The 22,918-nt window shown below is 72.9% G+C and carries 17 protein-coding genes; 9 read left to right on the top strand and 8 right to left on the bottom strand.

Translation table 11 applies throughout. The annotated features are described in order from the left end of the window. The first annotated feature begins 59 nt into the window (after nucleotides 1–59). Nucleotides 60–2,405: an MMPL family transporter gene (locus ACQ393_RS06610; protein ID WP_430646033.1), complete on the top strand. Its 2,346-nt coding sequence runs from the start codon at nucleotides 60–62 to the stop codon at nucleotides 2,403–2,405. A 115-nt stretch (nucleotides 2,406–2,520) separates the two neighbouring features. Here the strand turns inward: ACQ393_RS06610 and ACQ393_RS06615 are convergent, their stop codons facing one another. After that, on the bottom strand, nucleotides 2,521–6,366 hold the full coding sequence (locus ACQ393_RS06615; RefSeq protein ID WP_430646034.1) for a multifunctional oxoglutarate decarboxylase/oxoglutarate dehydrogenase thiamine pyrophosphate-binding subunit/dihydrolipoyllysine-residue succinyltransferase subunit: 3,846 nt from the start codon (nucleotides 6,364–6,366) through the stop codon (nucleotides 2,521–2,523). A gap of 262 nt (nucleotides 6,367–6,628) precedes the next feature. Between ACQ393_RS06615 and ACQ393_RS06620 the strand changes: the two genes are divergently transcribed. From ACQ393_RS06620 to ACQ393_RS06635, 4 genes are all read left to right on the top strand, one after another. After that, nucleotides 6,629–8,068 (top strand): GuaB1 family IMP dehydrogenase-related protein, encoded by a 1,440-nt coding sequence (locus ACQ393_RS06620; protein WP_430646035.1) that lies wholly within the window; start codon nucleotides 6,629–6,631, stop codon nucleotides 8,066–8,068. A 140-nt stretch (nucleotides 8,069–8,208) separates the two neighbouring features. Then, a complete protein-coding gene (locus ACQ393_RS06625; RefSeq protein ID WP_430646036.1) occupies nucleotides 8,209–9,570 on the top strand; it encodes a hemolysin family protein in 1,362 nt (453 codons plus the stop codon). Next, a complete protein-coding gene (locus tag ACQ393_RS06630) occupies nucleotides 9,567–10,604 on the top strand; it encodes a hemolysin family protein (protein WP_430646037.1) in 1,038 nt (345 codons plus the stop codon). Before ACQ393_RS06625 ends, ACQ393_RS06630 begins: the two co-directional genes overlap by 4 nt. 58 nt (nucleotides 10,605–10,662) lie before the next feature. Next, nucleotides 10,663–11,085, top strand: a complete 423-nt coding sequence (locus ACQ393_RS06635; RefSeq protein ID WP_430646038.1) for a VOC family protein — start codon at nucleotides 10,663–10,665, stop codon at nucleotides 11,083–11,085. Nucleotides 11,086–11,145: 60 nt separating this feature from the next. Here the strand turns inward: ACQ393_RS06635 and ACQ393_RS06640 are convergent, their stop codons facing one another. Next, the gene (locus tag ACQ393_RS06640; protein ID WP_430646039.1) at nucleotides 11,146–12,306 is read right to left on the bottom strand and encodes an NADH:flavin oxidoreductase/NADH oxidase; all 1,161 of its coding nucleotides are present in this window, start codon (nucleotides 12,304–12,306) and stop codon (nucleotides 11,146–11,148) included. Further along, nucleotides 12,303–12,947: an HAD family hydrolase gene (locus ACQ393_RS06645; protein WP_430646040.1), complete on the bottom strand. Its 645-nt coding sequence runs from the start codon at nucleotides 12,945–12,947 to the stop codon at nucleotides 12,303–12,305. The genes ACQ393_RS06640 and ACQ393_RS06645 overlap by 4 nt, the downstream gene beginning before the upstream one ends. Nucleotides 12,948–12,971: 24 nt before the next feature. Here ACQ393_RS06645 and ACQ393_RS06650 point away from each other — a divergent pair, with 24 nt between their 5' ends. The 4 genes from ACQ393_RS06650 to ACQ393_RS06665 all read left to right on the top strand — a co-directional run bounded on the left by ACQ393_RS06650 (nucleotide 12,972) and on the right by ACQ393_RS06665 (nucleotide 16,884). Next, nucleotides 12,972–13,823 (top strand): ADP-dependent NAD(P)H-hydrate dehydratase, encoded by an 852-nt coding sequence (locus tag ACQ393_RS06650; protein ID WP_430646041.1) that lies wholly within the window; start codon nucleotides 12,972–12,974, stop codon nucleotides 13,821–13,823. 34 nt (nucleotides 13,824–13,857) lie between these two features. Then, complete coding sequence (locus tag ACQ393_RS06655) at nucleotides 13,858–15,126, top strand: glycosyltransferase 87 family protein (RefSeq protein ID WP_430646042.1); 1,269 nt, start codon at nucleotides 13,858–13,860, stop codon at nucleotides 15,124–15,126. A 43-nt stretch (nucleotides 15,127–15,169) separates the two neighbouring features. Beyond that, nucleotides 15,170–15,478 (top strand): thiamine-binding protein, encoded by a 309-nt coding sequence (locus ACQ393_RS06660; RefSeq protein WP_430646043.1) that lies wholly within the window; start codon nucleotides 15,170–15,172, stop codon nucleotides 15,476–15,478. Between the two features lie 131 nt (nucleotides 15,479–15,609). Further along, entirely contained in the window at nucleotides 15,610–16,884 is a 1,275-nt protein-coding gene (locus tag ACQ393_RS06665; protein ID WP_430646044.1) for an MFS transporter, read from the top strand. A 10-nt stretch (nucleotides 16,885–16,894) separates the two neighbouring features. Here ACQ393_RS06665 and ACQ393_RS06670 read toward each other — a convergent pair whose 3' ends face one another. The 5 genes from ACQ393_RS06670 to ACQ393_RS06690 all read right to left on the bottom strand — a co-directional run bounded on the left by ACQ393_RS06670 (nucleotide 16,895) and on the right by ACQ393_RS06690 (nucleotide 22,831). Further along, nucleotides 16,895–17,533, bottom strand: coding sequence for a response regulator (locus tag ACQ393_RS06670; RefSeq protein WP_430646300.1), 639 nt, complete (start codon nucleotides 17,531–17,533; stop codon nucleotides 16,895–16,897). Nucleotides 17,534–17,549: 16 nt separating this feature from the next. Continuing rightward, nucleotides 17,550–18,857: a hypothetical protein gene (locus ACQ393_RS06675; RefSeq protein ID WP_430646045.1), complete on the bottom strand. Its 1,308-nt coding sequence runs from the start codon at nucleotides 18,855–18,857 to the stop codon at nucleotides 17,550–17,552. Next, nucleotides 18,854–20,011: a sensor histidine kinase gene (locus tag ACQ393_RS06680; RefSeq protein ID WP_430646046.1), complete on the bottom strand. Its 1,158-nt coding sequence runs from the start codon at nucleotides 20,009–20,011 to the stop codon at nucleotides 18,854–18,856. Before ACQ393_RS06680 ends, ACQ393_RS06675 begins: the two co-directional genes overlap by 4 nt. 170 nt (nucleotides 20,012–20,181) lie before the next feature. Then, nucleotides 20,182–21,390 (bottom strand): homoserine O-acetyltransferase MetX, encoded by a 1,209-nt coding sequence (metX, locus tag ACQ393_RS06685; RefSeq protein ID WP_430646047.1) that lies wholly within the window; start codon nucleotides 21,388–21,390, stop codon nucleotides 20,182–20,184. Between the two features lie 115 nt (nucleotides 21,391–21,505). Then, entirely contained in the window at nucleotides 21,506–22,831 is a 1,326-nt protein-coding gene (locus ACQ393_RS06690; RefSeq protein WP_430646048.1) for a bifunctional o-acetylhomoserine/o-acetylserine sulfhydrylase, read from the bottom strand. Between the last annotated feature and the right edge of the window lie 87 nt (nucleotides 22,832–22,918).

Here is a 22,918-nt window from a genome sequence, read left to right on the forward strand (position 1 = left end):
CGGGTTCCGAACTTTCGATGGACGCGCGCCGACGTGCCCGGCACGTAGCGTCGAGCACGATGAACGAGCATGTGTCCGCGAAACGCCCCCGGGGTCGCGTCCCCGCCTGGCTGCGCATCCTGATCCCGACCGTCCTGATCCTCGTCTGGTTCGCGCTGTTCGGCGCCGGGGGTGCCGCATTCGGCGGGCTCTCCGACGTGCAGCAGAACGATCAGGCGTCCTTCCTGCCCGCCTCGGCGGAGGCGACGGAGGTGAACGAGCTCCAGGACGGCTTCCGCGACTCCGAGAACGTGCCGGCGATCGTGATCGTCGCCTCCGACGACGGTTCGGACCTGACCGATGCGCAGCTCGCCGACCTCGACGACCTCCGCGAGGACGTGCTCGACCTCGACGGCGTGGTGGCGGACGAGACCTCGCCCGTGATCCCGTCGGAGGACGGCGAGGCGGCCCAGTTCGTGGCCTCGATCGCGCCGGGCGAAGGCGAGGAGGGCTCCGGAGCGACCGTCGAGGCACTCCGCGGACTGCTCGAGGAGACGCCCGTCGAGGGCACGACCGCCGCCGTCACCGGTCCCGCGGGCTTCACCGCGGACCTCTCGGCGGCGTTCTCGGGCATCGACGGACTGCTCCTCGCCGTCGCGCTCCTCGCGGTGCTGGTGATCCTCGTGATCGTCTACCGATCGCCGCTCCTGCCGCTCATCGTGCTGTTCACGAGCGTGACCGCGCTCACCGCCTCCGTGTTCACGGTCGTGCAGCTCGCGAAGGCCGACCTGCTGCTGCTCTCCGGCCAGACCCAGGGGATCCTGTTCATCCTCGTCATCGGCGCCGCCACCGACTACGCCCTGCTCTACATCGCCCGCTACCGCGAGGCGCTGTCGCAGCACGAGACGAAGTGGGATGCCACGTGGGCGGCGCTCAAGGGCTCGTGGGAGCCGATCGCCGCCTCGGCGGGCACCGTCATCGTGGGCCTCCTGATCCTGCTCGCATCCGAGCTGAACTCCAACAAGATCCTCGGTCCCGTCGCGGCGATCGGCATCGTCTTCGCCCTGTTCGCGGCGCTGACCCTGCTGCCGGCACTGCTGCTCTGGGCGGGGCGGGTGGCGTTCTGGCCGCGCCGCATCATCCGCGTCGAGGAGTCCGCCGCAGATGGCGACCGCGGCCGCCATGCGGCGCCGGGCGAGGGCGACGACGCCGCACCCCGTGGGCTGTGGGCGGGGGTCGGGCGGCTCGTCTCGGGTCGCCCCCGGACGGTGTGGATCCTCTCGACGCTGCTCCTCGGCGTGATGGCGCTGGGGCTCGTCCGGCTCGACGCCGACGGCGTGCCGTCGAGCGAGTTCGTGCTCGGCGAGTCGCAGGCGCGCGACGGCCAGGAACTCGTCAGCGAGCACTTCCCGGGCGGCTCCGGCACCCCGGCCGTGATCATCGGACCGGAGGACGAGCTGCAGGAGATCGCCGACCTCGCGCTCGGCACGCCCGGCGTGGCATCCGTCGCCGTGCTCTCGGCCGACTCGCCGGCCGGATCGGCGCCCGTGACGGAGGACGGCGTCGAGGCGTTCGGCCCGCCCGGTACGCCGGCGCCGGAGCCGACCGTCGTCGACGGCGACGTGCTCCTGCAGGCCACGCTCGAGGACCCCGCCGACTCGGCCGAGGCCGAGGCGACCGTGGTCGACCTCCGCGAACGGCTCGACGAGGTCGGGGAGGGCGTGCTCGTCGGCGGCCCGACCGCGGTCGCGCTCGACACCAACGAGGCGGCGATCGCCGACCAGCGGCTCATCATCCCGCTCGTGCTGCTCGCGATCCTCGTGATCCTGATGCTGCTGCTCCGCGCCGTCGTCGCCCCGCTCATCCTGATCGCGAGCGTCGTGCTCTCGTTCGCGGCGGCGCTCGGGGTCTCGGCGTTGGTGTTCGAGTTCGTGTTCGGGTTTCCGGGCGCCGATCCGTCGGTGCCGCTGTTCGGGTTCGTGTTCCTCGTGGCGCTCGGCGTCGACTACAACATCTTCCTCATGACGCGCGTGCGCGAGGAGGCCTCGCGGCACGGCACGCGCGAGGGCATCCTCCGCGGGCTCCGGCTCACGGGAGGGGTGATCACGTCGGCCGGGCTCGTGCTCGCCGCGACCTTCGCGGCCCTCGGCGTGCTGCCCATCCTCTTCCTGGCGCAGATCTCGTTCATCGTCGCGTTCGGCGTGCTGCTCGACACGTTCCTCGTGCGGACACTCCTCGTGCCCGCGGTCTCGTACGACATCGGTCGGGCCATCTGGTGGCCGAGCCGCCTGTCGCGGGAGGAGCGCCGGCACGGCGTCCACGCGGCGCCGGCGGATTCCGCGGGGCCCGCGCCCCGGTCCGAGGGGCCGGGCGCAGCGGACCCGGGCGGGGCGGCGTCCGACCGCGTCGCCGTCGAGACGCGCTGACGCGCTGACGCGCTGACCCCACGGTCGGCCGACCGTCGGGTCGCGCCGAGACGACACGAGCGGATGCCTCCGGGAGGAGGCATCCGCTCGAGTGTCGTGCGGGCGCTGCGGTCGCCTAGTAGAGCGCGCGCTTGATGAGGTCGGCCTGCTCGGCGGCGTGCCGCTTCGCGGAGCCGGTCGCGGGCGAGGCCGCTGCGGAGCGGGCGACGAGGCGCACCTCGCGCGGGCCGAGCTTGTTCGTCTCGATGATGAAGAACGGCCAGGCACCCTGGTTCTCGGGCTCGTCCTGCGCCCAGACGAGCTCGGCGTTCGGGTACGAGTCCGTGATCTGCTTCAGCGCGGCGCCGGGCAGCGGGTAGTACTGCTCGAGACGCACGAGCGCGACCTCGGGGTTCGGGTTCTTCTCGAGCTCGGCGAGCAGGTCGTAGTACAGCTTGCCGGCCATGATGACGACGCGCTTGACCGCGTCGCGGTCGGTGATGCGCGCGTCGTCGAGCACGGGCTCGAAGCGGCCCTGCGTGAAGTCCTCGACCTCGCTCGTCGCTCCGCGCAGGCGCAGCATCGCCTTCGGCGTGAACACCACGAGCGGACGGCGCGGGCGCTGGTACGCCTGGCGACGGAGCAGGTGGAAGTACGAGGCGGGCGTCGACGGGCGTGCGACCGTCATGTTGTCTTCCGCGCACATCTGCAGGTACCGCTCGATGCGGGCGCTCGAGTGATCGGGTCCCTGGCCCTCGTAGCCATGGGGGAGCAGCAGCACGACGCTCGAGCGCTGGCCCCACTTCTGCTCGGCCGACGAGATGAACTCGTCGATGATCGTCTGGGCGCCGTTGGCGAAGTCGCCGAACTGGGCCTCCCACATGACCAGCGCGTCGGCGCGCTCGACGGAGTAGCCGTACTCGAAGCCCATCGCCGCGTACTCGCTCAGCAGCGAGTCGTAGATCCAGAACCGGGCCTGCTGGTCGCCGAGGTACTGCAGCGGCAGCCACTCCTGGCCGTTCACGCGGTCGTGCAGCACCGCGTGGCGCTGCACGAAGGTGCCGCGTCGCGCATCCTGGCCGACGAGGCGCACCGGGGTGCCCTCGAGCAGCAGCGAGCCGAGTGCGAGCAGCTCGCCGAAGCCCCAGTCGACCTTGCCGTTGCGGCTCATGTCGTGGCGCTTGGCGAGGAGCTGCTGGATCTTCGGGTGGACCGTGAAGCCCTCGGGCTTGTTGTTGAAGGCGTCGCCGATGGCGTGCACGACCTCGGTCGAGACGCCGGTCGTCTCGAGCTCGCCGGAGACGGGCTCGGCGCCGCGGGCGTCGCCGCCGACGATCGGGATCGATCCGGTCTGCGCGGCGTGGGTCTCGGCGAAGGCGCGTTCGAGGCGGTCCTGGAAGTCGCGGTGCGCGTTCTCGTACTCCTCCTCGGTGATGTCGCCGCGGCCGACGAGCGCCTCGGTGTAGAGCTTGCGGACCGAGCGCTTGGCCTCGATGAGGTTGTACATGAGCGGCTGGGTCATCGAGGGGTCGTCGCCCTCGTTGTGGCCGCGGCGCCGGTAGCAGACGAGGTCGATGACGACGTCGCGCTTGAACTCCTGGCGGTAGCGGAACGCGAGCTCCGCGACGCGCACCACGGCCTCGGGGTCGTCGCCGTTCACGTGGAAGACGGGCGCCTGCACCGCCTTGGCGACATCCGTCGAGTAGATCGACGAGCGGGCGTCGCCCGGGACGGTGGTGAAGCCGACCTGGTTGTTCACCACGAGGTGGATGGTGCCGCCCGTGCGGTAGGCCCGGAGCTGCGACATCTGCATGGTCTCGACCACGACACCCTGGCCGGCCATCGCGGCGTCGCCGTGGACGAGGATCGGGAGCACCGAGTACGTGCCGACCGGCTTGCGGTCCTGCTTGGCGCGGACGATGCCCTCGAGCACGCCGTCGACCGCCTCGAGGTGCGACGGATTCGCGGCGAGCGAGACCGGGACCTGCTGCCCGTCGTCGGCCGTGAACGTGCCCTCGGTGCCGAGGTGGTACTTCACGTCGCCCGAGCCGGAGAACGACTTCGGGTCCTGCGTGCCCTCGAACTCGCGGAACACCTGGCCGTACGTCTTGCCGGCGATGTTCGTGAGCACGTTCAGGCGGCCGCGGTGCGCCATGCCGATGGCGACCTCGTCGAGGCCCTCCTTCGCGGCGCCCTGCAGCACCTCGTCGAGGAGCGCGATCATCGACTCGCCGCCCTCGAGGCTGAAGCGCTTCTGGCCGACGTACTTCGTCTGCAGGAAGGTCTCGAACGCCTCGGCCTCGTTGAGCTTGCCGAGGATGCGCATCTGCTCGTCGTGCGTCGGCTTCTCGTACTTGCGCTCGACCTGCTGCTGGATCCACTTGCGCTGCACCGGGTCCTGGATGTGCATGTACTCGATGCCGATGGTGCGGCAGTACGAGTCGCGGAGGACGCCGAGGATGTCGCGGAGGAGCGCGGTGCGCTTGTCGCCGAACCCGCCGGTGACGAACTCGCGGTCGAGGTCCCAGAAGGTCAGGCCGTGGCTCTCGATGTCGAGGTCGGGGTGCGAGCGCTGGACGTACTCGAGCGGGTCGATGTCAGCCATCATGTGGCCGCGCACGCGGAAGGAGTTGATGAGCTCCTGCACGCGGGCGGTCTTGTCGATCGCGCTCGCGATGTCGACCGAGATGTCGGCGTTCCACTTGATGGGCTCGTACGGCAGGCGGAGCGCCGCGAAGATGTCCTGGTAGAAGTTGCGCTCGCCGATGAGCAGCTCGTGCACCTTCTTCAGGAACTCGCCCGACCCGGCGCCCTGGATGACGCGGTGGTCGTAGGTCGAGGTGAGCGTGATCGTCTTGCCGATCGCGAGGTTGGCGAGCGTCTTCTCGCTCGCGCCCTGGAACTCGGCCGGGTACTCGAGGGCGCCGGCGCCGATGATGCAGCCCTGGCCCTTCATGAGCCGCGGCACGGAATGGACGGTGCCGATGCCGCCGGGGTTCGTCAGCGAGATCGTCGCACCCTTGAAGTCGTCGGCCGTGAGCTTGTTCTTGCGCGCGCGCGACACCAGGTCCTCGTAGGCGGCGAGGTACTCGTTGAAGGTCATCGTCTCGGCGCGCTTGATCGCGGGCACGAGGAGGGCGCGGGTGCCGTCGGGCTTCGGGATGTCGATCGCGATGCCGAGGCCGATGTGCGCGGGCTTCACGAGCGCCGGCTTCCCGTCGGCCTCGGAGTAGTAGACGTTCTGGCTCGGGAACTCCTTCAGCGCCTGGATGAGCGCCCAGCCGATGAGGTGGGTGAACGACACCTTGCCGCCGCGGGTGCGTCGGAGGTGGTTGTTGATCACGATGCGGTTGTCGATCATGAGCTTCGCCGGGACGGTGCGAACGCTCGTGGCGGTCGGGACCGCGAGCGAGGCGTCCATGTTGGCCGCGAGGGTCTTCGGCAGGCCCTTCAGCGGGACGACCTCGTCCTGGCGCTCGCCGGCCTCGACCTGCTGCTGCGGGCTCGTCACGGGCACGTCGGCCGGGACCGGCGTCGTGCGGGGCGCGACCGACGTGGTCCGGGCGGCGGGCGCCTGGCCGATGACGGCGTTCGGCGCGGTCGCCGGGGCGTGGGCGGATGCCACCGGCTGGTCTGCGGGCGCGGCCTGCGTCTGCGTCGGGGCGGCATCGGTGGGCGCGGCGGCCTCGGACCGCGGCTCGTCGGCCGCCGGTGCCTCGGCGGCTGCCGGTGCCCCGGCCGCTGCCTCGGCGGCAGGGGCCGACGGCGTCGAGGACGCGGCCTCCGCCTGCTCGCTCGCCGCGGAGTGCAGCGCGGCCTCGTCGGGCATCGTGCCCGTGGCCGCGGGCGTCGCGGCGGTCTCGCCGGTGCGCACCTGGCGGTAGTGCTCGAGCACCTCGCGCCACGTCTCGTCGACCGAATCGGGGTCGGCGAGGAACCGCTCGTACATCTCGTCCACGAGCCACTCGTTGGCTCCGAACATCGCCGACGTCGTCTCGTCGGATCCCGACCCGGTCAATTGGCTCGACACAGCCTTTCGCCCACTCTCTCCATTGATGGATGCTCACCTGCGGCGCGTCGCGCGCAGCACGACGCGGAACGCCCAGACAAGCCTAAACCCCTTCCGGCGGCGCTCGGCACCGGGTTGCGGCGGCCGTGCGAGCGTGCAGGAAGCTCCCAGCGGGACGGGCCGGACGACCCGCATCCGAGCCGCGCCGACGGCCGTCGCGGCATAGCCTGAGGGCATGGAGTTCTATCGCACGACGCCCCGGCACGACCTGACCTACTCCGACGTCTTCCTGGTGCCGAGCCGGTCGGGCGTGACGAGCCGGCTCGACGTCTCGCTCGCACCCGACGACGGGTCGGGTGCGAGCATCCCGATCGTCTCGGCGAACATGAACTCCGTGACCGGCCCCCGCCTCGCGGCCACGCTCGCGCGCCGGGGCGGCATCGGCGTGCTGCCGCAGGACCTGCCGCTCCAGGAGCTCGACGAGGCGATCCGGTGGGTGAAGTCCCGACCGGCGCGCTTCGACGTGCCGCACGCGTTCCCGGCCGACCGGACCGTCGCCGACGCCCTCGAGGTGCTGCCGGCCGTCGAGGGGCACGGCATCGTGCTGCACGACGACGACGGCGCGTACGCCGGCACGATCCCCGCGATGCGCCTCGCGACGGCCCTCCCGGACGCGCGGCTCGGCGACCTCGTCCACGGCGCGATCCCGTCGCTCGACGCCGACGACGTCGACACCCCGCGGCGCGCGTTCGACCTCATGGTCGACGCCGGCATCGACTTCGCGCCCATCCTCGAGCACGGCCGGGTCGTCGGCACCCTGAGCCGGCGCAGCGCCCTGCGCGGCACCGTCTCCGAGCCCAACACGGATGCCTCCGGCCGCCTCCGGGTCGCGGCGGCGATCGGGATCAACGGCGACGTGGAGGCCAAGGCGCGCGCGCTCGCCGCGGCGGGCGTCGACATGCTCGTCGTCGACACCGCGCACGGGCACCAGGAGGGCATGATCCGAGCGGTGCGCGCCGTGAAGGCCGCGGGGCTCGGCATCCCGATCGTGGCCGGCAACATCGTCACCGCGGACGCGGTCGCCGACCTCGTCGAGGCGGGCGCCGACGTGCTGAAGGTCGGCGTCGGGCCGGGCGCCATGTGCACGACGCGCATGATGACCGCCGTCGGCCGTCCGCAGTTCTCCGCCGTGCTCGAGACCTCCGAGGCCGCCAGGGAGCACGGCGCGGCCGTGTGGGCCGACGGCGGCGTGCGGTACCCGCGCGACGTCGCCCTCGCGCTCGCCGCGGGCGCGGCATCCGTCATGATCGGCTCGTGGTTCGCCGGCACCATCGAGGCGCCGGGGACGCTGCGCCGCGACGCGGACGGGCGCGTGTACAAGGAGAGCTGGGGCATGGCGTCCACCAAGGCCGTCAAGGAGCGCTTCGGCCGGCTGTCGGCGTACGAGCTCGCCCGCAAGGAGCTCTTCGCCGAGGGCATCTCGTCGTCGGCGATCTACCTCGACCCGCTCCGCCCGTCGCTCGAGGACCTGCTCGACATGATCACCTCGGGCGTGCGCAGCTCGTTCACCTACGCCGGCGCGCGCAGCGTGCCGGAGTTCCGCGAGCGCGCGCTCGTCGGCATCCAGTCGGCCGCCGGGTACGAGGAGGGCAAGGCGCTGCCGGTCAGCTGGTAGGGGAGCGGGCAGCGATGGCGGCGTCACGGCTCGGGGGCCTCGCGGCATCCGTCGATATACTGGGTCGACCATGGACGACCCTCCCTCTGCGACCTCGCCCTGCCATAGACCCTCGCCCGTGACCGCGCGGGGAGGTGCGGATGTCTGAGTGGGTCCTCCTCGGCATCGGATTCCTCCTCACGATCGGCACGGGCCTCTTCGTTGCGAGCGAGTTCGCGCTCGTGAACCTCGATCGCGCCGACCTCGAGGCCCGGCGCGCCCGGGCCGAGTCCCGGCTCGGGCTCACCATCGAGGGCCTCAAGATCACCTCGACGCACCTCTCGAGCGCGCAGCTCGGCATCACGCTGACGACGCTCCTCACGGGCTACACGATGGAGCCCGCGATCTCGTCGCTGCTCGCGGGGCCGCTGGCCTCGGTCGGCCTGCCCCAGGCGCTCGTGCGCCCGGTCGGGGCCGTGACGGCGGTCGTCGTCGCGACGCTGCTGTCGATGATCATCGGCGAGCTGGTGCCGAAGAACTTCGCGCTCGCGCTGCCGAGGCAGACGGCCAAGGTCGTCATGCCGTTCCAGACGGCCTTCACCTGGGTCTTCCGGCCGGCGATCGCGCTGCTGAACGGCAGCGCGAACCGACTGCTGCGCCTCGTCGGCATCGAGCCGAAGGAGGAGCTCTCGGGCGCCCGCTCGGCCGAGGAGCTGTCCAGCCTCGTGCGGCGGTCGGCCAGCGCGGGCCTCCTCGAGGAGGACACCGCGACCCTCCTCGGGCGAACCCTGCGCTTCTCCGAGCACGACGCGTCCGACGTGATGACCCCGCGGCCGCGCGTCGCGGCGGTGCAGCGCACGGAGCCGACCGAGGCCGTGCTCGAGCTCGCACGCCAGACCGGCTTCAGCCGGTTCCCCGTGTACGACGAGGACCTCGACGACATCGTCGGCATCGTGCACGTCAAGCAGGCCGTGGCCGTGCCGCGCGAGAAGCGCGACGTCGTGCCGGCGTCGGCGCTCCAGTCCGACGCGCTCAGGGTCCCGGAGACGATCAAGCTCGATGCGCTGCTCGGCGAGCTCCGCGGGCGCGGCTACCAGATGGCCGTGGTCGTCGACGAGTACGGCGGCACGGCGGGCGTCGCGACGCTGGAGGACCTGGTCGAGGAGCTCGTCGGCGAGGTGTCCGACGAGCACGACCGCACCCGTGCGGGCGTGGTCCGGCGTGGGGAGTTCGTGAGCTTCCCCGGCATCCTGCGGCCCGACGAGCTGCTCGACCGGACCGGCATCCGGGTGCCGGAGGACGGCGCGTACGAGACCGTCGCGGGCTACGTCATGGCGAGCCTCGGTCGGCTGCCGGCGGTCGGCGACGAGGTCGAGGTGGAGGGCGGCACGTTCCGCGTGCAGCGCCTCGACGGACGGCGCATCGATCGCGTGCAGTTCTCGCCCGCGACCGTGCCGACGCAGGCGGACGCCGTCGATGCCGACGCCCCGATGGCCGCAGCACGGAAGGAGCTCGACCGATGAGCGACTGGGCCGGACTCGCCTGGCTGTTCGTGCTGCTGCTCGGCAACGCGTTCTTCGTGGGCGCCGAGTTCGCGGTCATCTCCGCGCGACGCTCGCAGATCGAGCCGCTCGCCGAGCAGGGCAGCCGCAGCGCGAAGACCGCCCTCTGGGCGATGGAGCACGCGACGCTCATGCTCGCCATGAGCCAGCTCGGCATCACGATCTGCTCGCTGCTGATCCTGACGGTCTCGGAGCCCGCCATCCACCACCTGCTCGAGGTCCCGCTCGAGCTGACGGGCTGGTCGCCCGAGGTCGTGTCGACCGTCGCGTTCGTGATCGCGCTGCTCGTGGTGTCGTACCTGCACGTGGTGCTCGGCGAGATGGTGCCGAAGAACCTGTCCTTCTCGCTGCCCGATCGGGCGGTGCTGCTGCTGGCTCCCCCGCTCGTCTTCACGGCGCGGATCTTCCGGCCGGTGATCGTCGCGCTCAACGCGACCGCGAACGGGGTGCTGCGGCTCTTCGGCGTGGAGCCGAAGAACGAGGCGACCTCGACCTTCACGCTTGAGGAGGTGCAGACGATCGTCGTCCAGTCGCGGCGCGAGGGCGTGCTCGAGGACGCGAGCGGAACGCTCACCGCCGCGTTCGAGTTCACGACGAAGAAGGTGCGCGACGTCGCCGTGCCGATGGCAGAGCTCGTCTGCCTGCCGGCGGATGCCACGCCGGGCGACGTCGAGCGCGCGGTCGCGCGGCGCGGCTTCTCGCGCTACGTGCTCGCGGGCGGCGACGGCGAGCCGGTCGGGTACGTGCACCTGAAGGACGTCATCGACCTCGACGACGACGAGTTCGACGATCCGATCCCCGCCAAGCGCGTCCGCAGGGTCGTGTCGATCTTCGACGGCACCGACCTCGAGGACGCGCTCGCGACCATGCGGCGACTCGGCACGCACCTCGCCAGGGCGTTCGACGAGCAGGGCCGCACGACGGGCGTCGTGTTCCTCGAGGACATCATCGAGGAGCTCGTCGGCGAGGTGCAGGATGCCACCCGGAGGGGGTGAGGCGGCCGCATCGGGGTCGGCGTAGACTTCCCGCGTCTCCGAGAGATGAGGTGGTCTCATGTTCGAGAACTCGATGGCGACGGCCGTGCTCGCCGCATCCGACCTGGACCGCGCGCAGCGCTTCTGGCACGACACCTTCGGCCTGGATCCGGTCTCGACCGAGATGGGCGGTGCGACGTACGTCGTCGGCGGCGTCATCGTGCTCGTCTACGAGTCCCAGTTCGCCGGCACCAACCGGGCCACGGCGTTCGGCATCATGACCGACGACCTCGACCGCGACATGGCCGAGCTGCGGTCGAAGGGCGTCGTGTTCCACGACTACGACCTGCCCGAGCTCACGACCGAGGACGGCGTGGTCGACATGGACGGCGAGCGCGGGGCGTGGTTCGACGACAGCGAGGGCAACATCATCGCGCTCTCGCAGCCGAAGTCGGTCACGCTGGACCAGGCGCGCGAGATGCTCGCGGCCGCCTCCCGCTGATCCGGGCGGGCCGGCCGCGGCGCGTCCGCCCTGCCTCGGGGCCGGGCGGACGCGCGAGCCTCAGAACTCGCCGTCGTTGGCCTCCGGCCGCGCCCGCAGGTACTGCGGCGGCCAGGGTGCCGCGTCGGCGTGCAGGGCGTTCGCCGCGCGGAGCGCGAGGTGCGGGTCGCGCATCATGGCCTTGCCGAACATGACCGCGTCGGCCGCGCCGGACGCCACGAGTCGCTCGGCCTGCTCGGGCGTCGTGATCCGCCCCACGGCGGACACCGAGACGCCCGCGCGGCCGCGCACGAACTCCGCGTGCGCGGCCTGGTAGGCCGGCCCCACGGGGATGCGCACGTCGCGGACGAGTCCGCCCGTGGAGATGTCGAAGAAGTCGGCGCCGGCTTCGGCGGCCCAGCCCGCCACCGTCGAGGTCTGCTCCTCGTCCCAGCCGCCGGGCGCCCAGTCCGTCGCCGAGAACCGCACGAACAGCGGCATCCGCTCGCCGATCTCGGCGCGCACCGCGCGCACGACCTCGAGCAGGAGGCGAGCCCGCCCCTCGAGGTCGCCGCCCCACCGGTCGTCCCGCAGGTTCGACAGCGGCGACAGGAACTGGTGCACGAGGTAGCCGTGCGCGGCGTGCACCTCGACGACGTCGAAGCCCGCGTCGACCGCCCTCCGCGCGGCGGCGCGGAAGTCCTCGATCACCGCCAGGATCCCGGACTCGTCGAGCGCCACCGGCGCCCGCAGCCCGTCGAACGCGATCGCCGACGGCGCGACCGTGGACCAGCCGCCCTCCTCGAGCGGCTGCGAGCCGCGCCGGTCGACGGTCTCGGGCCACACCGAGGCCTTCCGCCCGGCGTGCGCGAGCTGGATGCCCGAGGCCGCGCCCTGCGAGCGGATGAACCGCGTGATGCGCGCCCAGGCCTCGGCCTGCTCGTCGTTCCAGATCCCGGTGTCGTAGTCGGAGATGCGCCCCTCGGGGTTCACGGCGGTCGCCTCGGCGATGACGAGACCCGCGCCGCCGGCCGCCATCGACCCGAGGTGCACCAGGTGCCAGTCGTGCGGGACGCCGTCGCGCTCGGTGACCGAGTACTGGCAGAGCGGCGGCACCCAGACGCGATTGCGGATCTCGAGGTCGCGGATCCGGATGGATCGGAAGAGCGCCGGACCGCCTGCGGTCGCGTCCGCGGCGGGCGACGCGGTCGGCTCGGCCACGCGCAGGTCGTCGGGGGTCATGCGGCCATCTCCCGCAGCCACGACTCGAGCCCCGCGGCATCCGTGAACACGTGCCCGGCGCCGCCCACGGCGACGGCGCCATCGACGTTGACCGACGTGTTGTCGACGAAGAGGAGCTGCTCGGGCGTGATCCCGAGCTCGCGCATCACGTGCGCGAAGATCTCGGCCTCGGGCTTGACCATCTCGAGCTCGCCGCTGACGAACACGGCCTCGAAGAGCGGGGCGAACGAGCCGTGGCGGAGCCATCCGGCGAAGTCGGGGCCGGCGTTGGAGAGCAGGGCGAGCCGGGTCTCGCCCGCGCGCAGGGCGTGCAGGACGGCGAGCGTGGCGGGGTCGACGCTGAGCCAGCTGCGGTGGTCGATGGCCCAGAGCTCGTGGACGTCGACCTCGGACCAGGCGAGCCCGAGGTCCTCGGCCACGCGCGACCAGTAGTCGGCGATCGGCAGCGTGCCGCGGTCGAGTTCGTCGCGGTGCGCCCAGTAGGCGCTCCAGAAGGCCTCGGCCCCGTCGGGCGAGATGCCCGCACGCTCGAGGAGTGCGGCGCGGTCGTCGTCGGACGGCGAGCGCGAGATGACCTCGCCGTAGTCGAACACCACCACCCGTGGCGACAGGGCGATCGGCGCGTGGTTGGTCGCAGGCATGCCCATCAACCTATCGTTGGTTCCATGGGAACCGGGACGTGGCGCGAATGGACCGCCGACGACGCATCCGAGTGGCTGAGCGCGCCGGGCGCGGGAGACGACAAGTACCGCCGCGGGGTGCTCGGGGTGATCACCGGCTCGTCCGACTACCCGGGCGCCGCGGTCCTCGGCGTCGAGGCCGCCCACCGCACGGGCGTCGGGATGGTGCGGTTCACGGGGCCCCGAGCCGTCCGGCAGGCGGTGCTCGCCGCCCGGCCCGAGACCGTCGCGGTCGCCGGTCGCGTCCAGGCGTGGCTGCTCGGATCGGGCATGGACTCGGCGAACCGGTCCTTCATGCTCGCGGGCGAGCTGCAGCACGCCCTCGCCTCCGGCGTCCCGGCCGTGCTCGACGCGGGCGGACTCGACCTCGTCGGCACGCACGTGGGGCCCACCGTCATCACGCCGCACGCCCGCGAGCTCGCGAAGCTGCTGCACGACCGCGACACGGCGTGCACGGTCGAGGAGATCGACGCCGACCCGGGCGGGTGGGCCGAACGGACCGCGCACCAGCTCCAGGTCGCCGTGCTGCTGAAGGGCGCGGTCACGCACGTGTGCGACCCCGAGGGCACGCTGCTCACCGTGACCGCCTCGACCCACTGGCTCGCCAGCGCGGGGACGGGCGACGTCCTCGGCGGGATCGTCGCCGCGCTCGCCGCCACGCACCACGAGCGGCTGGCGGAGGATGCCGCGGCGATCACGCACCTCGCCGCGACGGCCGCGTTCATCCACTCCGAGGCCGCGCGGCGCGCGAGCGACGCCTGGGACGGCGGCCCGGTGACGGCGCTCGACGTCGCCCGCGCAGTGCCGGCCGTCGTCGGCGGGCTCCTGCGGCGCTGAACCCGGACCGGACCCCGCGGTCGGGCGCGAAGGCATGGCGGAGTCCCGCACGGCGGTCGGGGAGTCTCGCGACGCCCCCCGTCCGCGGCGCCCGCGCCTCGGCGGGCGGGCCGCCGCGTGGGTCGCGTTCGTGCTCGTGCACCTGGCCCTCGTGCTGCTCAACCTCTTCGCACCGGGTTGGCCGCTCGGCGACGTGACCGCCGTGTACCGCGTCTGGGCGGAGACGGCGCAGCTCGGGGTCGTCCGGATGGGCATCGACACGCCGTGGGTCTACCCGATCCTCGCGTTCGCGCCGATGACCGCCGCCCTCGCGTTCGGGTCTGCCTGGTACGGGCAGGCCTGGCTGGTGATGGTCTCGCTGCTCGACGCCGTCGCGTTCTCGCTGCTGCTCGGCCGCGGCACCCTCTCCCGGCGGCGCCGCGCGGCCGCCTGGTGGTGGCTCGCGTTCCTCGCCCTCCTCGGCCCGATCGCGCTCGGACGCATCGACGCGGTCACCGTTCCCATCGCGATGGCCGGGCTGCTCTGGGCGGCCGGGCGACCTCGCGTGGCGGCCGTGCTCCTCACGGTCGCGACGTGGGTCAAGGTGTGGCCGGCCGCGCTCGTGGCCGCCCTGCTGGTCGCGTCGCGTCGCCGCTTCGAGGTGGTGACCGTCGCCGCGTCGCTGTCGCTCGCCATCGTCGGCGTGAGCCTCCTCGCGGGCTCGGGGCTCAACGCGTTCGGCTTCGTGGCCGAGCAGGCCGGGCGCGGGCTCCAGGTCGAGGCCCCGCTCGCCGTGCCCTGGCTGTGGTGGATCGTCGCGGGCACCGACGAGGCCACGATCGCCTACGACCGCGGCATCCTCACGTTCCAGGTCGAGGGCCCGGGGGCGGATGTCGCGGCCGCGCTCACCACGCCGCTCATGCTGCTGGGCGTCGCGGCGGTGTTCCTCGTCGGCGTGCGCGCCGCACGACGCGGCGCTGCGGTCGTCGCGCTCCTGCCGCCGCTCGCGCTCGCCTTCACGACCGTGCTCATGCTCGCCAACAAGGTGGGCTCGCCGCAGTTCGTCACCTGGCTCGCGGCTCCCGTCGTGCTCGGCATCGTGCTGGGGGGCTCGCGCTTCCTCACGCCGGCGGCGCTCGCCGCGGCGATCGCGGTCATCACGCACGTCATCTACCCGTACTGGTACGCCTGGCTGCTCATCGCGGATCCGGGGTTCGTGCTGCTGCTCACCCTGAAGGTGGTGCTGCTGGGTGTCCTGCTCGCCTGGTCGCTCCGCGCGGTGTGGCAGGCTGGGAGCGACCGGCGCCGCCGAACGGCGTCGTGAGTTCCGGCGCGTCGCGCGCCGACGACCCCGGGGAGGGACTCGCATGCTGGTGGCGTTCTCGGTCGCACCGAGCGGAACGGGACGGAGCGACGGGTCGGTGCACGACGCGGTCGCCGCGGCGGTGCGCATCGTCCGCGAATCGGGACTGCCGAACCGGACGACCTCGATGTTCACCGAGCTCGAGGGGGAGTGGGACGAGGTCATGGCCGTCGTGAAGGATGCATGCGATGCGGTGGCCGACTACGGCTCCCGCGTCTCGCTCGTCCTGAAGGCCGACATCCGGCCCGGCTGGACCGGTGAGCTCGACGCGAAGGTCGACCGACTCGAGGCGGCCATCGAGAACGACGGCTGAGGGCCGCGCGGCGCGCCGCCGACCGGTGCCGGTGCCGCCCGACGTCGGCGTGCGTCGGAGAACGCCGTCGGACGTCGACGAGCATCGTCGCCGGGTTGTCGAATCGATTCGATCCGTGCGATGATCGATCGGTGACCCCCGAGAACCACGGGCCGACGACGCTGTCGCCGGCCCGCATCCGTTTCGCCCTCCTCGCGCTCGCGATGGGGGGCTTCGGCATCGGCGCGACCGAGTTCGTCGCGATGGGGCTCCTGCCCGACATGGCGGCCGACCTGCTGCCGGGGCTCTCGGCCGAGTCGACGGACGCCGCGAACGCCGCAGCGGGCTGGATCATCTCCGCCTACGCCCTCGGCGTCGTGGTCGGCGCCCCGACGATCGCCGCGGCCGCCGCCCGCTGGCCGCGCAAACGGCTGCTCCTCGCGCTGCTCGCCGCGTTCAGCCTCGGCACGATCGCCTCGGCGCTGCTGCCCACGTTCGAGCTCGTCGTGGCCGCGCGCTTCCTCGCCGCCCTGCCGCACGGCGCGTACTTCGGCATCGCGTCCCTCGTCGCGGCGAGCCTCATGGGGCCGGGCAAGCGCGCCCGCGGCGTCGCGCTCGTGCTCTCCGGGCTCACCATCGCCAACGTCGTCGGCGTGCCGCTCATCACCTGGCTCGGGCAGCAGGCCGGATGGCGGATCGCGTACCTCGCCGTCGCCGGCATCTTCGTCGCCACCTTCCTCGCCGTCGCGATCGCCGTTCCCTGGCAGCCCGGCGACGCCGGTGCGACCATGACGCGCGAGCTGCGGATCTTCACGCGCACGCAGGCGTGGTTCGCGCTGGCCATCGGTGCCATCGGGTTCGGCGGCCTCTTCGCCGTCTACAGCTACGTCGCGCCGCTCGCGACCGAGGTCACCGGCCTGCCCGCGGGCGCCGTGCCGATCGTGCTCGTGGTCTTCGGGCTCGGCATGACCGCCGGCAACCTCGTGGGCGGACGACTCGCGGACTGGAGCGTCCGGCGGTCGATGTACCTGTTCTTCGGCGTCCTCGCCGGCGGGCTCGTCCTGCTCGGTCTCACGGCGCAGCATCCGCCGGGTCTCGGGGTCGGCGTCTTCCTCGTCGGTGCCGCCGCCGCCGCGCTCTCGCCGACGATCCAGGCCCGCCTCATGGACGTCGCGCGCGACAGCCAGTCGATCGCCGCCGCCCTGAACCACTCGGCGTTGAACATCGGCAACAGCCTCGGCGCGATCCTCGGCGGGATCGTCATCGCCGAGGGCCTCGGCTACGTCGCGCCCGTGTGGGTGGGCCTGCTCCTCACCATCGCGGGGATCGTGCTCGCCGCGTGCACGTTCGCGCTCGACCGGTCGCGGCAGCGCCGCGGCATCCCGCTGCCCTCGGTGACCGGCGCGTTCCGCGCGGTCGGGGAGTGATGCCGCCGGGCTACTCGGACTGCAGGAGGATGCCGTCGGCGATCGCGCGCTTGCGGAGCGCCACCTTCGTCCCGACGTCGTAGCCCGCCAACCGGTACTTCTCGCGGATGCGCTTCAGGTAGCTCTTGGCCGTCTCCTCGGAGATGCCGAGCTGGAAGGCGACCGCCTTGACCGGCTGGCCGGCGCCGTAGAGCGCCATCACGCGTCGCTCCTGGGCGCTGAGGCGCGGCGCGGCGCCGTCGGCCTCCAGGGCGTCCTCGAGCTCCTGCGAGAGGTACTGCTCGCCGTTGCGTGCAGCCCGGATCGCCTCGACGATCGTCTCGACCGGCTCGGACTTCACGAGGTAGCCGAGGGCGCCGGCGCCGAGCGCCTCGCGCACGACGGCCGGCTCGGAGTACGTGCTCATCAGCATCGTGCGCACGCCCGCCGACTTCAGCGTCGAGAGCTTGATCGAGATCGGGATGTTGTCGCGCAGGTCGAGGTCGAGGAGGACCACGTCGACCGGGAACTCGGGGTGCGCGAGCAGCTCCGACCAGGACGGCACGGCGGCGAGGAGGTCGACGTCGTCGGTGGCGCCGCGGAGCCACTCGGTCAGGGCGCCGAGCAGCATCCGGTGGTCGTCGACGACGGCCAGCCGGATGGGCGGCATCGTGGTTTCGGGCACGTCAGGCTCCCCTCGGGTTGACGGCGCTGGGCGGCGCCGGATTCCGGACCGTGGGGTCGATCCGGCAGTCGATCCGCACGCGGAACCCCTCGGGGCCCGGTGCGATCTCGTGTACACCGACATTATCGAGTGCATCCCACGTCGCCGCATCGGCACGGCGCGCCGTGAGACCCGAGACGTCGAGATCGATCGCGACGGCCATCCCCTCGGCGGAGCGGAACCGGTCGTCGGCCGGGTCGCCCGCCGGGTCGCGCGCCTCGCATTCCCGGCAGTGCACGCGGACCTCGAGCGGCGGTTCGCTCGGCTTGCGGCGCCGCTGGCCGGCGATGAGCCAGAGCGCGAGCAGCAGCCCCTCGCGCTGCGACGGCGAGAGCAGGCCTGCGAGGCCCTGCGGATCGTCGATGCTCACCCGGCGGCTGAGGTACGCGGACTCGGTGACCGCGTGTCGCAGCCACGTGTCGGTCCGGCCCTCGATGAGCCGGATGCGGAGGCGCGCGGCCAGTCGGCCCGCCTGTTCGGCGGCCTCCGGTGGCAGCGGGATGGCGACGCGGCCGGACCCCACGTCCTCGAGCAGCGCCTCGGCGTCGTAGTCGAGCTCCGCGAGCTCCTCCGATGCGCGCATCCCGACGGCGGAGCGCGGGGTCGCGACCGTGGACTGCACGAGCGAGAGGTCGAGCTCGCGGCCGACCAGTCGGCGGAAGCCGCGCACGCCGACCGCGACGAGCGCGACCGGCACGACGGCGGTCGCCGCGACCGCGAGCCCGGCGACCGTCCACGACTCGGCCGTCGCGGCCTGGAGGAGGGCGGCGACGGCGAGCACGCCGGCGATGACGGCGGATGCCGCGACCGGCGTGCGGGTCTCGCGCAGGGCCGCCACGGGGAGCAGGAGCGCCGCGGCGGCCGGAGCGGCCGTCGGCGTCACGCCGAGGTGGAGGAGGTTCGCCGTCGCGGCGAGGTCCAGCACGATCGGCACGGACAGTGCGACGAGGATCAGCACGTTGGTCCAGTCGGCCACGCGCGTGAGGCCGCGCGTGGCGACGACCGTGGCCGCCGCCACCACGGCGAACGCGATCCACGCGGGCGCCGAACCGCCGCCGGGCGGGAAGACGCCGATGAGCCCCACGGCATGCGCGAGATGGCCGAGGACGATGACGCCCGCCGCGGTCGTCACGCCGACGGCGAGCCGACGCCCACCGTGGGCGCTGCGGATGTCCTCGGCGGCGCGGGCCGAACGGGTGGGGCGATCGAACTGGATCTCGTGCGTCGTGTCGGGTGACGCCTCGTCGGAGGCACGGCGGAACGGGCTCACGGCTTGGGCACCTCCAGCATCACCGTCGTCCCGGATCCGGGCGAACTGAAGACGCGCGCGCGCCCGCCGACCGCGTGCAACCGGCCGACGACCGACTCGGCGAACCCGAGGCGCGCCGGGTCCACGGCCGCGGGCTCGAACCCCGCGCCCTGGTCGGTGACCATCGCCCGCACGGTGCGCTCGTCGTCCGTGACGGTGACGTCGGCGACGGCCACGCCGGCATGCCTGCGGACGTTCTCGAGGCACTCGCCGAGCGCGCCGAGCAGCGCGTCGAGCGCGTCGCGCGGAAGCACGAGGTGGTTCGCGCCGTGCCAGTTCACCTCGAGCCCCATGCGGGCGAAGCGCTGGCGCACGGACTCGAACGTCGCGCCGAGCCCGTCGTCGGACGACTCCGGGGAGAAGATGGCGCTCGACCCGTTGTCGAGCGGCGCGCCGAGGCGCAGCTGCTTGAGCAACCGGGCGTCGTCGCCGGCCTGCTGCCGGAGCGAGCCCGCGCCGACGCCGACGCCGGAGTGGGCGAGCAGGCTGAGGGTGGCGAGCACCGTGTCGTGCAGCACGCGGGCGTCCTGGCGGTGCTGCGCCTCGGATTCGCTCGCGAGGCGCTCCGCCTCGTGCGCGCGGCCCACCTCGTCGATCCGCTCGGCCGCCCGCGCGATGGCGCGAGCGAGCCAGGTCCCGACGATCACGCACGCCGCCCACCCGGCGATCGTGGCCACGAGGACCAGCCGCATGTCGGCACCGGATGCCGCGGAGGCGCCGAGCGCGATGAGGATCGCCGCCGCTGAGCCGAGGATCAACGCCGGCCCGGAGGGGCGCACCACGAGGGGGATGGCGAGCGCGGCCGTGGTCAGGGCGCCGGTCGCGGCCATCGCGGTCGCTCCGGCGGGATCGATCCGCGCGTCGAGCCCGATCACGAGCAGCAGCACCGTCGCCGCGGCCATCGCGCCGAGCGTCGCGGACAGCGCACCGCGGGTGGTCGCCAGCCCGACGAGGACGGCGATGCCCACGACGAGCGCCGCGGCGAGGGCGAACCGGGCCGGGGGCAGGGCGCCGGGGACCACGATGCACACCAGCGAGACGGCGGCGCCAGTGAGGCCGCCTCCGCGAGCGAGTCGGCGCAGGAGCCGGTCGCGTTCCTTGTCGATGCGCCGCATGCCACCCCCTGCCTCGCTGCGTCCGGGCGCGCCTCGTGGCCGCGCTCCCTTGAAGATACCTCGGAACGTCCCCCGGATGCGGGACAGCGTGCCCGAACCGGGGCGTGCCGTCCGGTGAGTGCGACGCGGCGCGCGCCCCGGGCCACGCGCCGCGAGGCCCGCGCCCCGCGTCAGGCGGCGAGCAGCCTCGCGAGTTCGGCGCCCACCGCGTCGTCCTCGATCAGGAACGCGTCATGTCCGTACTCGGAGGCGAGGACGACGGGCTCGTCGCCGTGGATCGTCGTCCGCACGCCGGCGGCGATCTCGCGCTGGCCGTCGAGCGGGAAGTACCGGTCGCTGTCGATGCCCACGACCAGCGTCGTCGACTCGATGCGGTCGAGCGCCGCCGCGACGCCGCCGCGGCCCCGGCCGACGTCGTGCGAGTTCATCGCCTCGGTGAGGACGAGGTAGCTGTTCGCGTCGAAGCGGCGCGTGAACTTGTTCCCGTGGAAGTCGAGGTAGGACTCGACGGCGAACCGGCCGCCGCCGCCGAGCGGGTCGAGGCCGGACTGCCAGCTGCGCTCGAACCGCTGGTTGAGTTCGACGGGCGTGCGGTAGTTCAGCATCGCCATGCGGCGCGCGAGCGCGAGCCCCCGGGTCGGGCCCTCGCCGTCGGGCGCGTCGTAGTAGGCGCCGCCGCGGAACGCCGGGTCGCTGCGCACGGCCTCGAGCTGGACGGAGTTGAGCGCGATCTGGTCGGCGGTCGTCGCGGCGGGCGCGGCGAGCACGGCGATCCGCTCGACCGCGTCGGGCGCCATGAGCGCCCACTCGAGCACGTGCATGGCCCCCATCGAGCCGCCGAGGACCGCGGCGAAGCGCTCGATGCCCAGCTCGCGGGCGAACGCCACCTGCGCGGCGACCTGGTCGCGGACCGTCACGAACGGGAACCTCGCACCCCACTCGATGCCGTCGGGCGCGACCGAGGCGGGACCGGTCGAGCCCTGGCATCCGCCGAGCACGTTCGGGGCGACCACGAACCACCGGTCGGTGTCGATCGCACGACGCGGCCCGACGACCCCCGGCCACCAGCCGGCGCTCGCGTGCGCCGGGCCGGCGGCGCCGAGCACGTGGCTGTCGCCCGTGAGCGCGTGCAGCACGAGGATCGCGTTGTCGCGTGCCGGGGAGAGCGTGCCCCAGGACTCGTAGGCGATGCGGACGTCGGGCAGCACCTGCCCGGACTCGAGCCCGAGCGCGCCGATCCTGGCGAAGCGCCGCTCGCCGACCGGGTCGCCCTCGCGCCAGGCGCCGGTCGCGGGCGCACGCCCGGCGAGCTGGTGGGCGGCGCGCGCCTCGGGCACGACGCTCGCGGGCACCGTCTCCGAGGTGGTCTGCCAGTCCATGCTCCGATTCTCCCCGACCTGGTCGCGCGCCGCGGCACTGTTACGACGGCCGGGGAACGACGGATGCCGCGTCCCGTGCGGGACGCGGCATCCGTGTCGTGCGCTGCCGGAGGTGCTAGACCCGGGCGGCCTCGGTCGCGCGGCGCGCCGCCGCGAGACCGGCCTCGAGGTCGGCCTTGAGGTCGTCGATGTTCTCGATGCCCACCGACAGGCGGACGAGGCCCGGCGTCACGCCGCTCGTGAGCTGCTGCTCGGGCGTCAGCTGCGAGTGCGTGGTCGAGGCCGGGTGGATGACGAGCGAGCGCACGTCGCCGATGTTCGCGAGGTGGCTGAACAGCGTCAGGTTGTCGACGAGGGCGCGGCCGGCGTCGACGCCGCCCTTGAGCTCGAACGAGAGCACCGCGCCGACGCCCTTCGGCGCGTACCGGTTGGCCGCGGCGTACCACGGGCTCGAGGGCAGGCCCGAGTAGTTCACGTGCGCCACGTCCGGGTGGGAGTCCAGCCACTCGGCGATCTCCTGCGCGTTCTGCACGTGGCGCTCGACGCGCAGCGAGAGCGTCTCGATGCCCTGGATGAGCTGCCACGCGCTCGCCGGCGCGATCGAGGAGCCGAGGTCGCGCAGCAGCTGCACGCGCGCCTTGATGACGTACGCGAGTGCGTCGCCGACCGCGGCCGTGTAGCTCGCGCCGTGGTACGACGGGTCGGGCTCGGTGAGCCCGGGGAACTTCTCCACGTGCTTCGACCACTCGAACCGGCCGCCGTCGACGATGACGCCGCCGATGACCGTGCCGTGCCCGCCGAGGAACTTCGTCGCCGAGTGGATGACGATGTCGGCGCCGTGCTCGAACGGTCGGATCAGGTAGGGGGTCGCGATCGTGTTGTCGACGATGAGCGGGATGCCGGCGTCATGGGCGATGCCCGAGACGAGTCCGATGTCGAGCACGTTGATCTTCGGGTTGCCGATCGTCTCGGCGAAGAACAGCTTCGTGTTCGGGCGGACCGCGCGGCGCCACTCGTCGGCGTCGTCCTGGTTCTCCACGAACGTCGTCTCGATCCCGAGCTTGGCGAGCGTGTACTTGAACAGGTTGTAGGTGCCGCCGTAGATCGACGACGACGAGACGATGTGGTCGCCGGCCTGGGCGATGTTCAGCACCGCGAAGGTCTCGGCCGCCTGGCCCGAGGCGACGAGGAGCGCGCCGGAGCCGCCCTCGAGCGCCGCGAGGCGCTCCTCGACGACCGCCTGGGTCGGGTTCATGATGCGCGTGTAGATGTTGCCGAACTCGGCGAGCGCGAAGAGGTTCTGGGCGTGCTCCGCCGAGTCGAAGACGTAGGACGTGGTCTGGTAGATCGGCGTCGCGCGGGCCTTCGTCACCGGGTCGGGTGCGGCGCCCGAGTGCACCTGCTTGGTCTCGAAACGCCAGTCGGCGGTGTGGTCGGCCATGGGGACTCCTTCGGGGTGTCGGCGCGGCCCCCGGCCGCGCCCGTCGCCCACGGTACGTGCGGCCCGTCAGCTCCTCAACGGATGCCG

Origin of the sequence: Agromyces sp. GXS1127, assembly GCF_050565425.1 — a bacterium.
Taxonomy (GTDB): Bacteria; Actinomycetota; Actinomycetes; order Actinomycetales; family Microbacteriaceae; genus Agromyces.

Bases quoted from the DNA above. Each gene is read 5' to 3' on its own strand.
- ACQ393_RS06670 (WP_430646300.1), bottom strand. From the start codon at position 17,533: ATGCCGCCCATCCGGCTGGCCGTCGTCGACGACCACCGGATGCTGCTC.
- ACQ393_RS06625 (WP_430646036.1), top strand. From the start codon at position 8,209: ATGTCTGAGTGGGTCCTCCTCGGCATCGGATTCCTCCTCACGATCGGC.
- ACQ393_RS06645 (WP_430646040.1), bottom strand. From the start codon at position 12,947: ATGCCTGCGACCAACCACGCGCCGATCGCCCTGTCGCCACGGGTGGTG.
- ACQ393_RS06620 (WP_430646035.1), top strand. From the start codon at position 6,629: ATGGAGTTCTATCGCACGACGCCCCGGCACGACCTGACCTACTCCGAC.
- ACQ393_RS06615 (WP_430646034.1), bottom strand. From the start codon at position 6,366: ATGTTCGGAGCCAACGAGTGGCTCGTGGACGAGATGTACGAGCGGTTC.
- ACQ393_RS06680 (WP_430646046.1), bottom strand. From the start codon at position 20,011: ATGCGGCGCATCGACAAGGAACGCGACCGGCTCCTGCGCCGACTCGCT.
- ACQ393_RS06655 (WP_430646042.1), top strand. From the start codon at position 13,858: ATGGCGGAGTCCCGCACGGCGGTCGGGGAGTCTCGCGACGCCCCCCGT.
- ACQ393_RS06610 (WP_430646033.1), top strand. From the start codon at position 60: ATGAACGAGCATGTGTCCGCGAAACGCCCCCGGGGTCGCGTCCCCGCC.
- ACQ393_RS06635 (WP_430646038.1), top strand. From the start codon at position 10,663: ATGTTCGAGAACTCGATGGCGACGGCCGTGCTCGCCGCATCCGACCTG.
- ACQ393_RS06650 (WP_430646041.1), top strand. From the start codon at position 12,972: ATGGGAACCGGGACGTGGCGCGAATGGACCGCCGACGACGCATCCGAG.
- metX (WP_430646047.1), bottom strand. From the start codon at position 21,390: ATGGACTGGCAGACCACCTCGGAGACGGTGCCCGCGAGCGTCGTGCCC.
- ACQ393_RS06640 (WP_430646039.1), bottom strand. From the start codon at position 12,306: ATGACCCCCGACGACCTGCGCGTGGCCGAGCCGACCGCGTCGCCCGCC.
- ACQ393_RS06630 (WP_430646037.1), top strand. From the start codon at position 9,567: ATGAGCGACTGGGCCGGACTCGCCTGGCTGTTCGTGCTGCTGCTCGGC.
- ACQ393_RS06690 (WP_430646048.1), bottom strand. From the start codon at position 22,831: ATGGCCGACCACACCGCCGACTGGCGTTTCGAGACCAAGCAGGTGCAC.
- ACQ393_RS06660 (WP_430646043.1), top strand. From the start codon at position 15,170: ATGCTGGTGGCGTTCTCGGTCGCACCGAGCGGAACGGGACGGAGCGAC.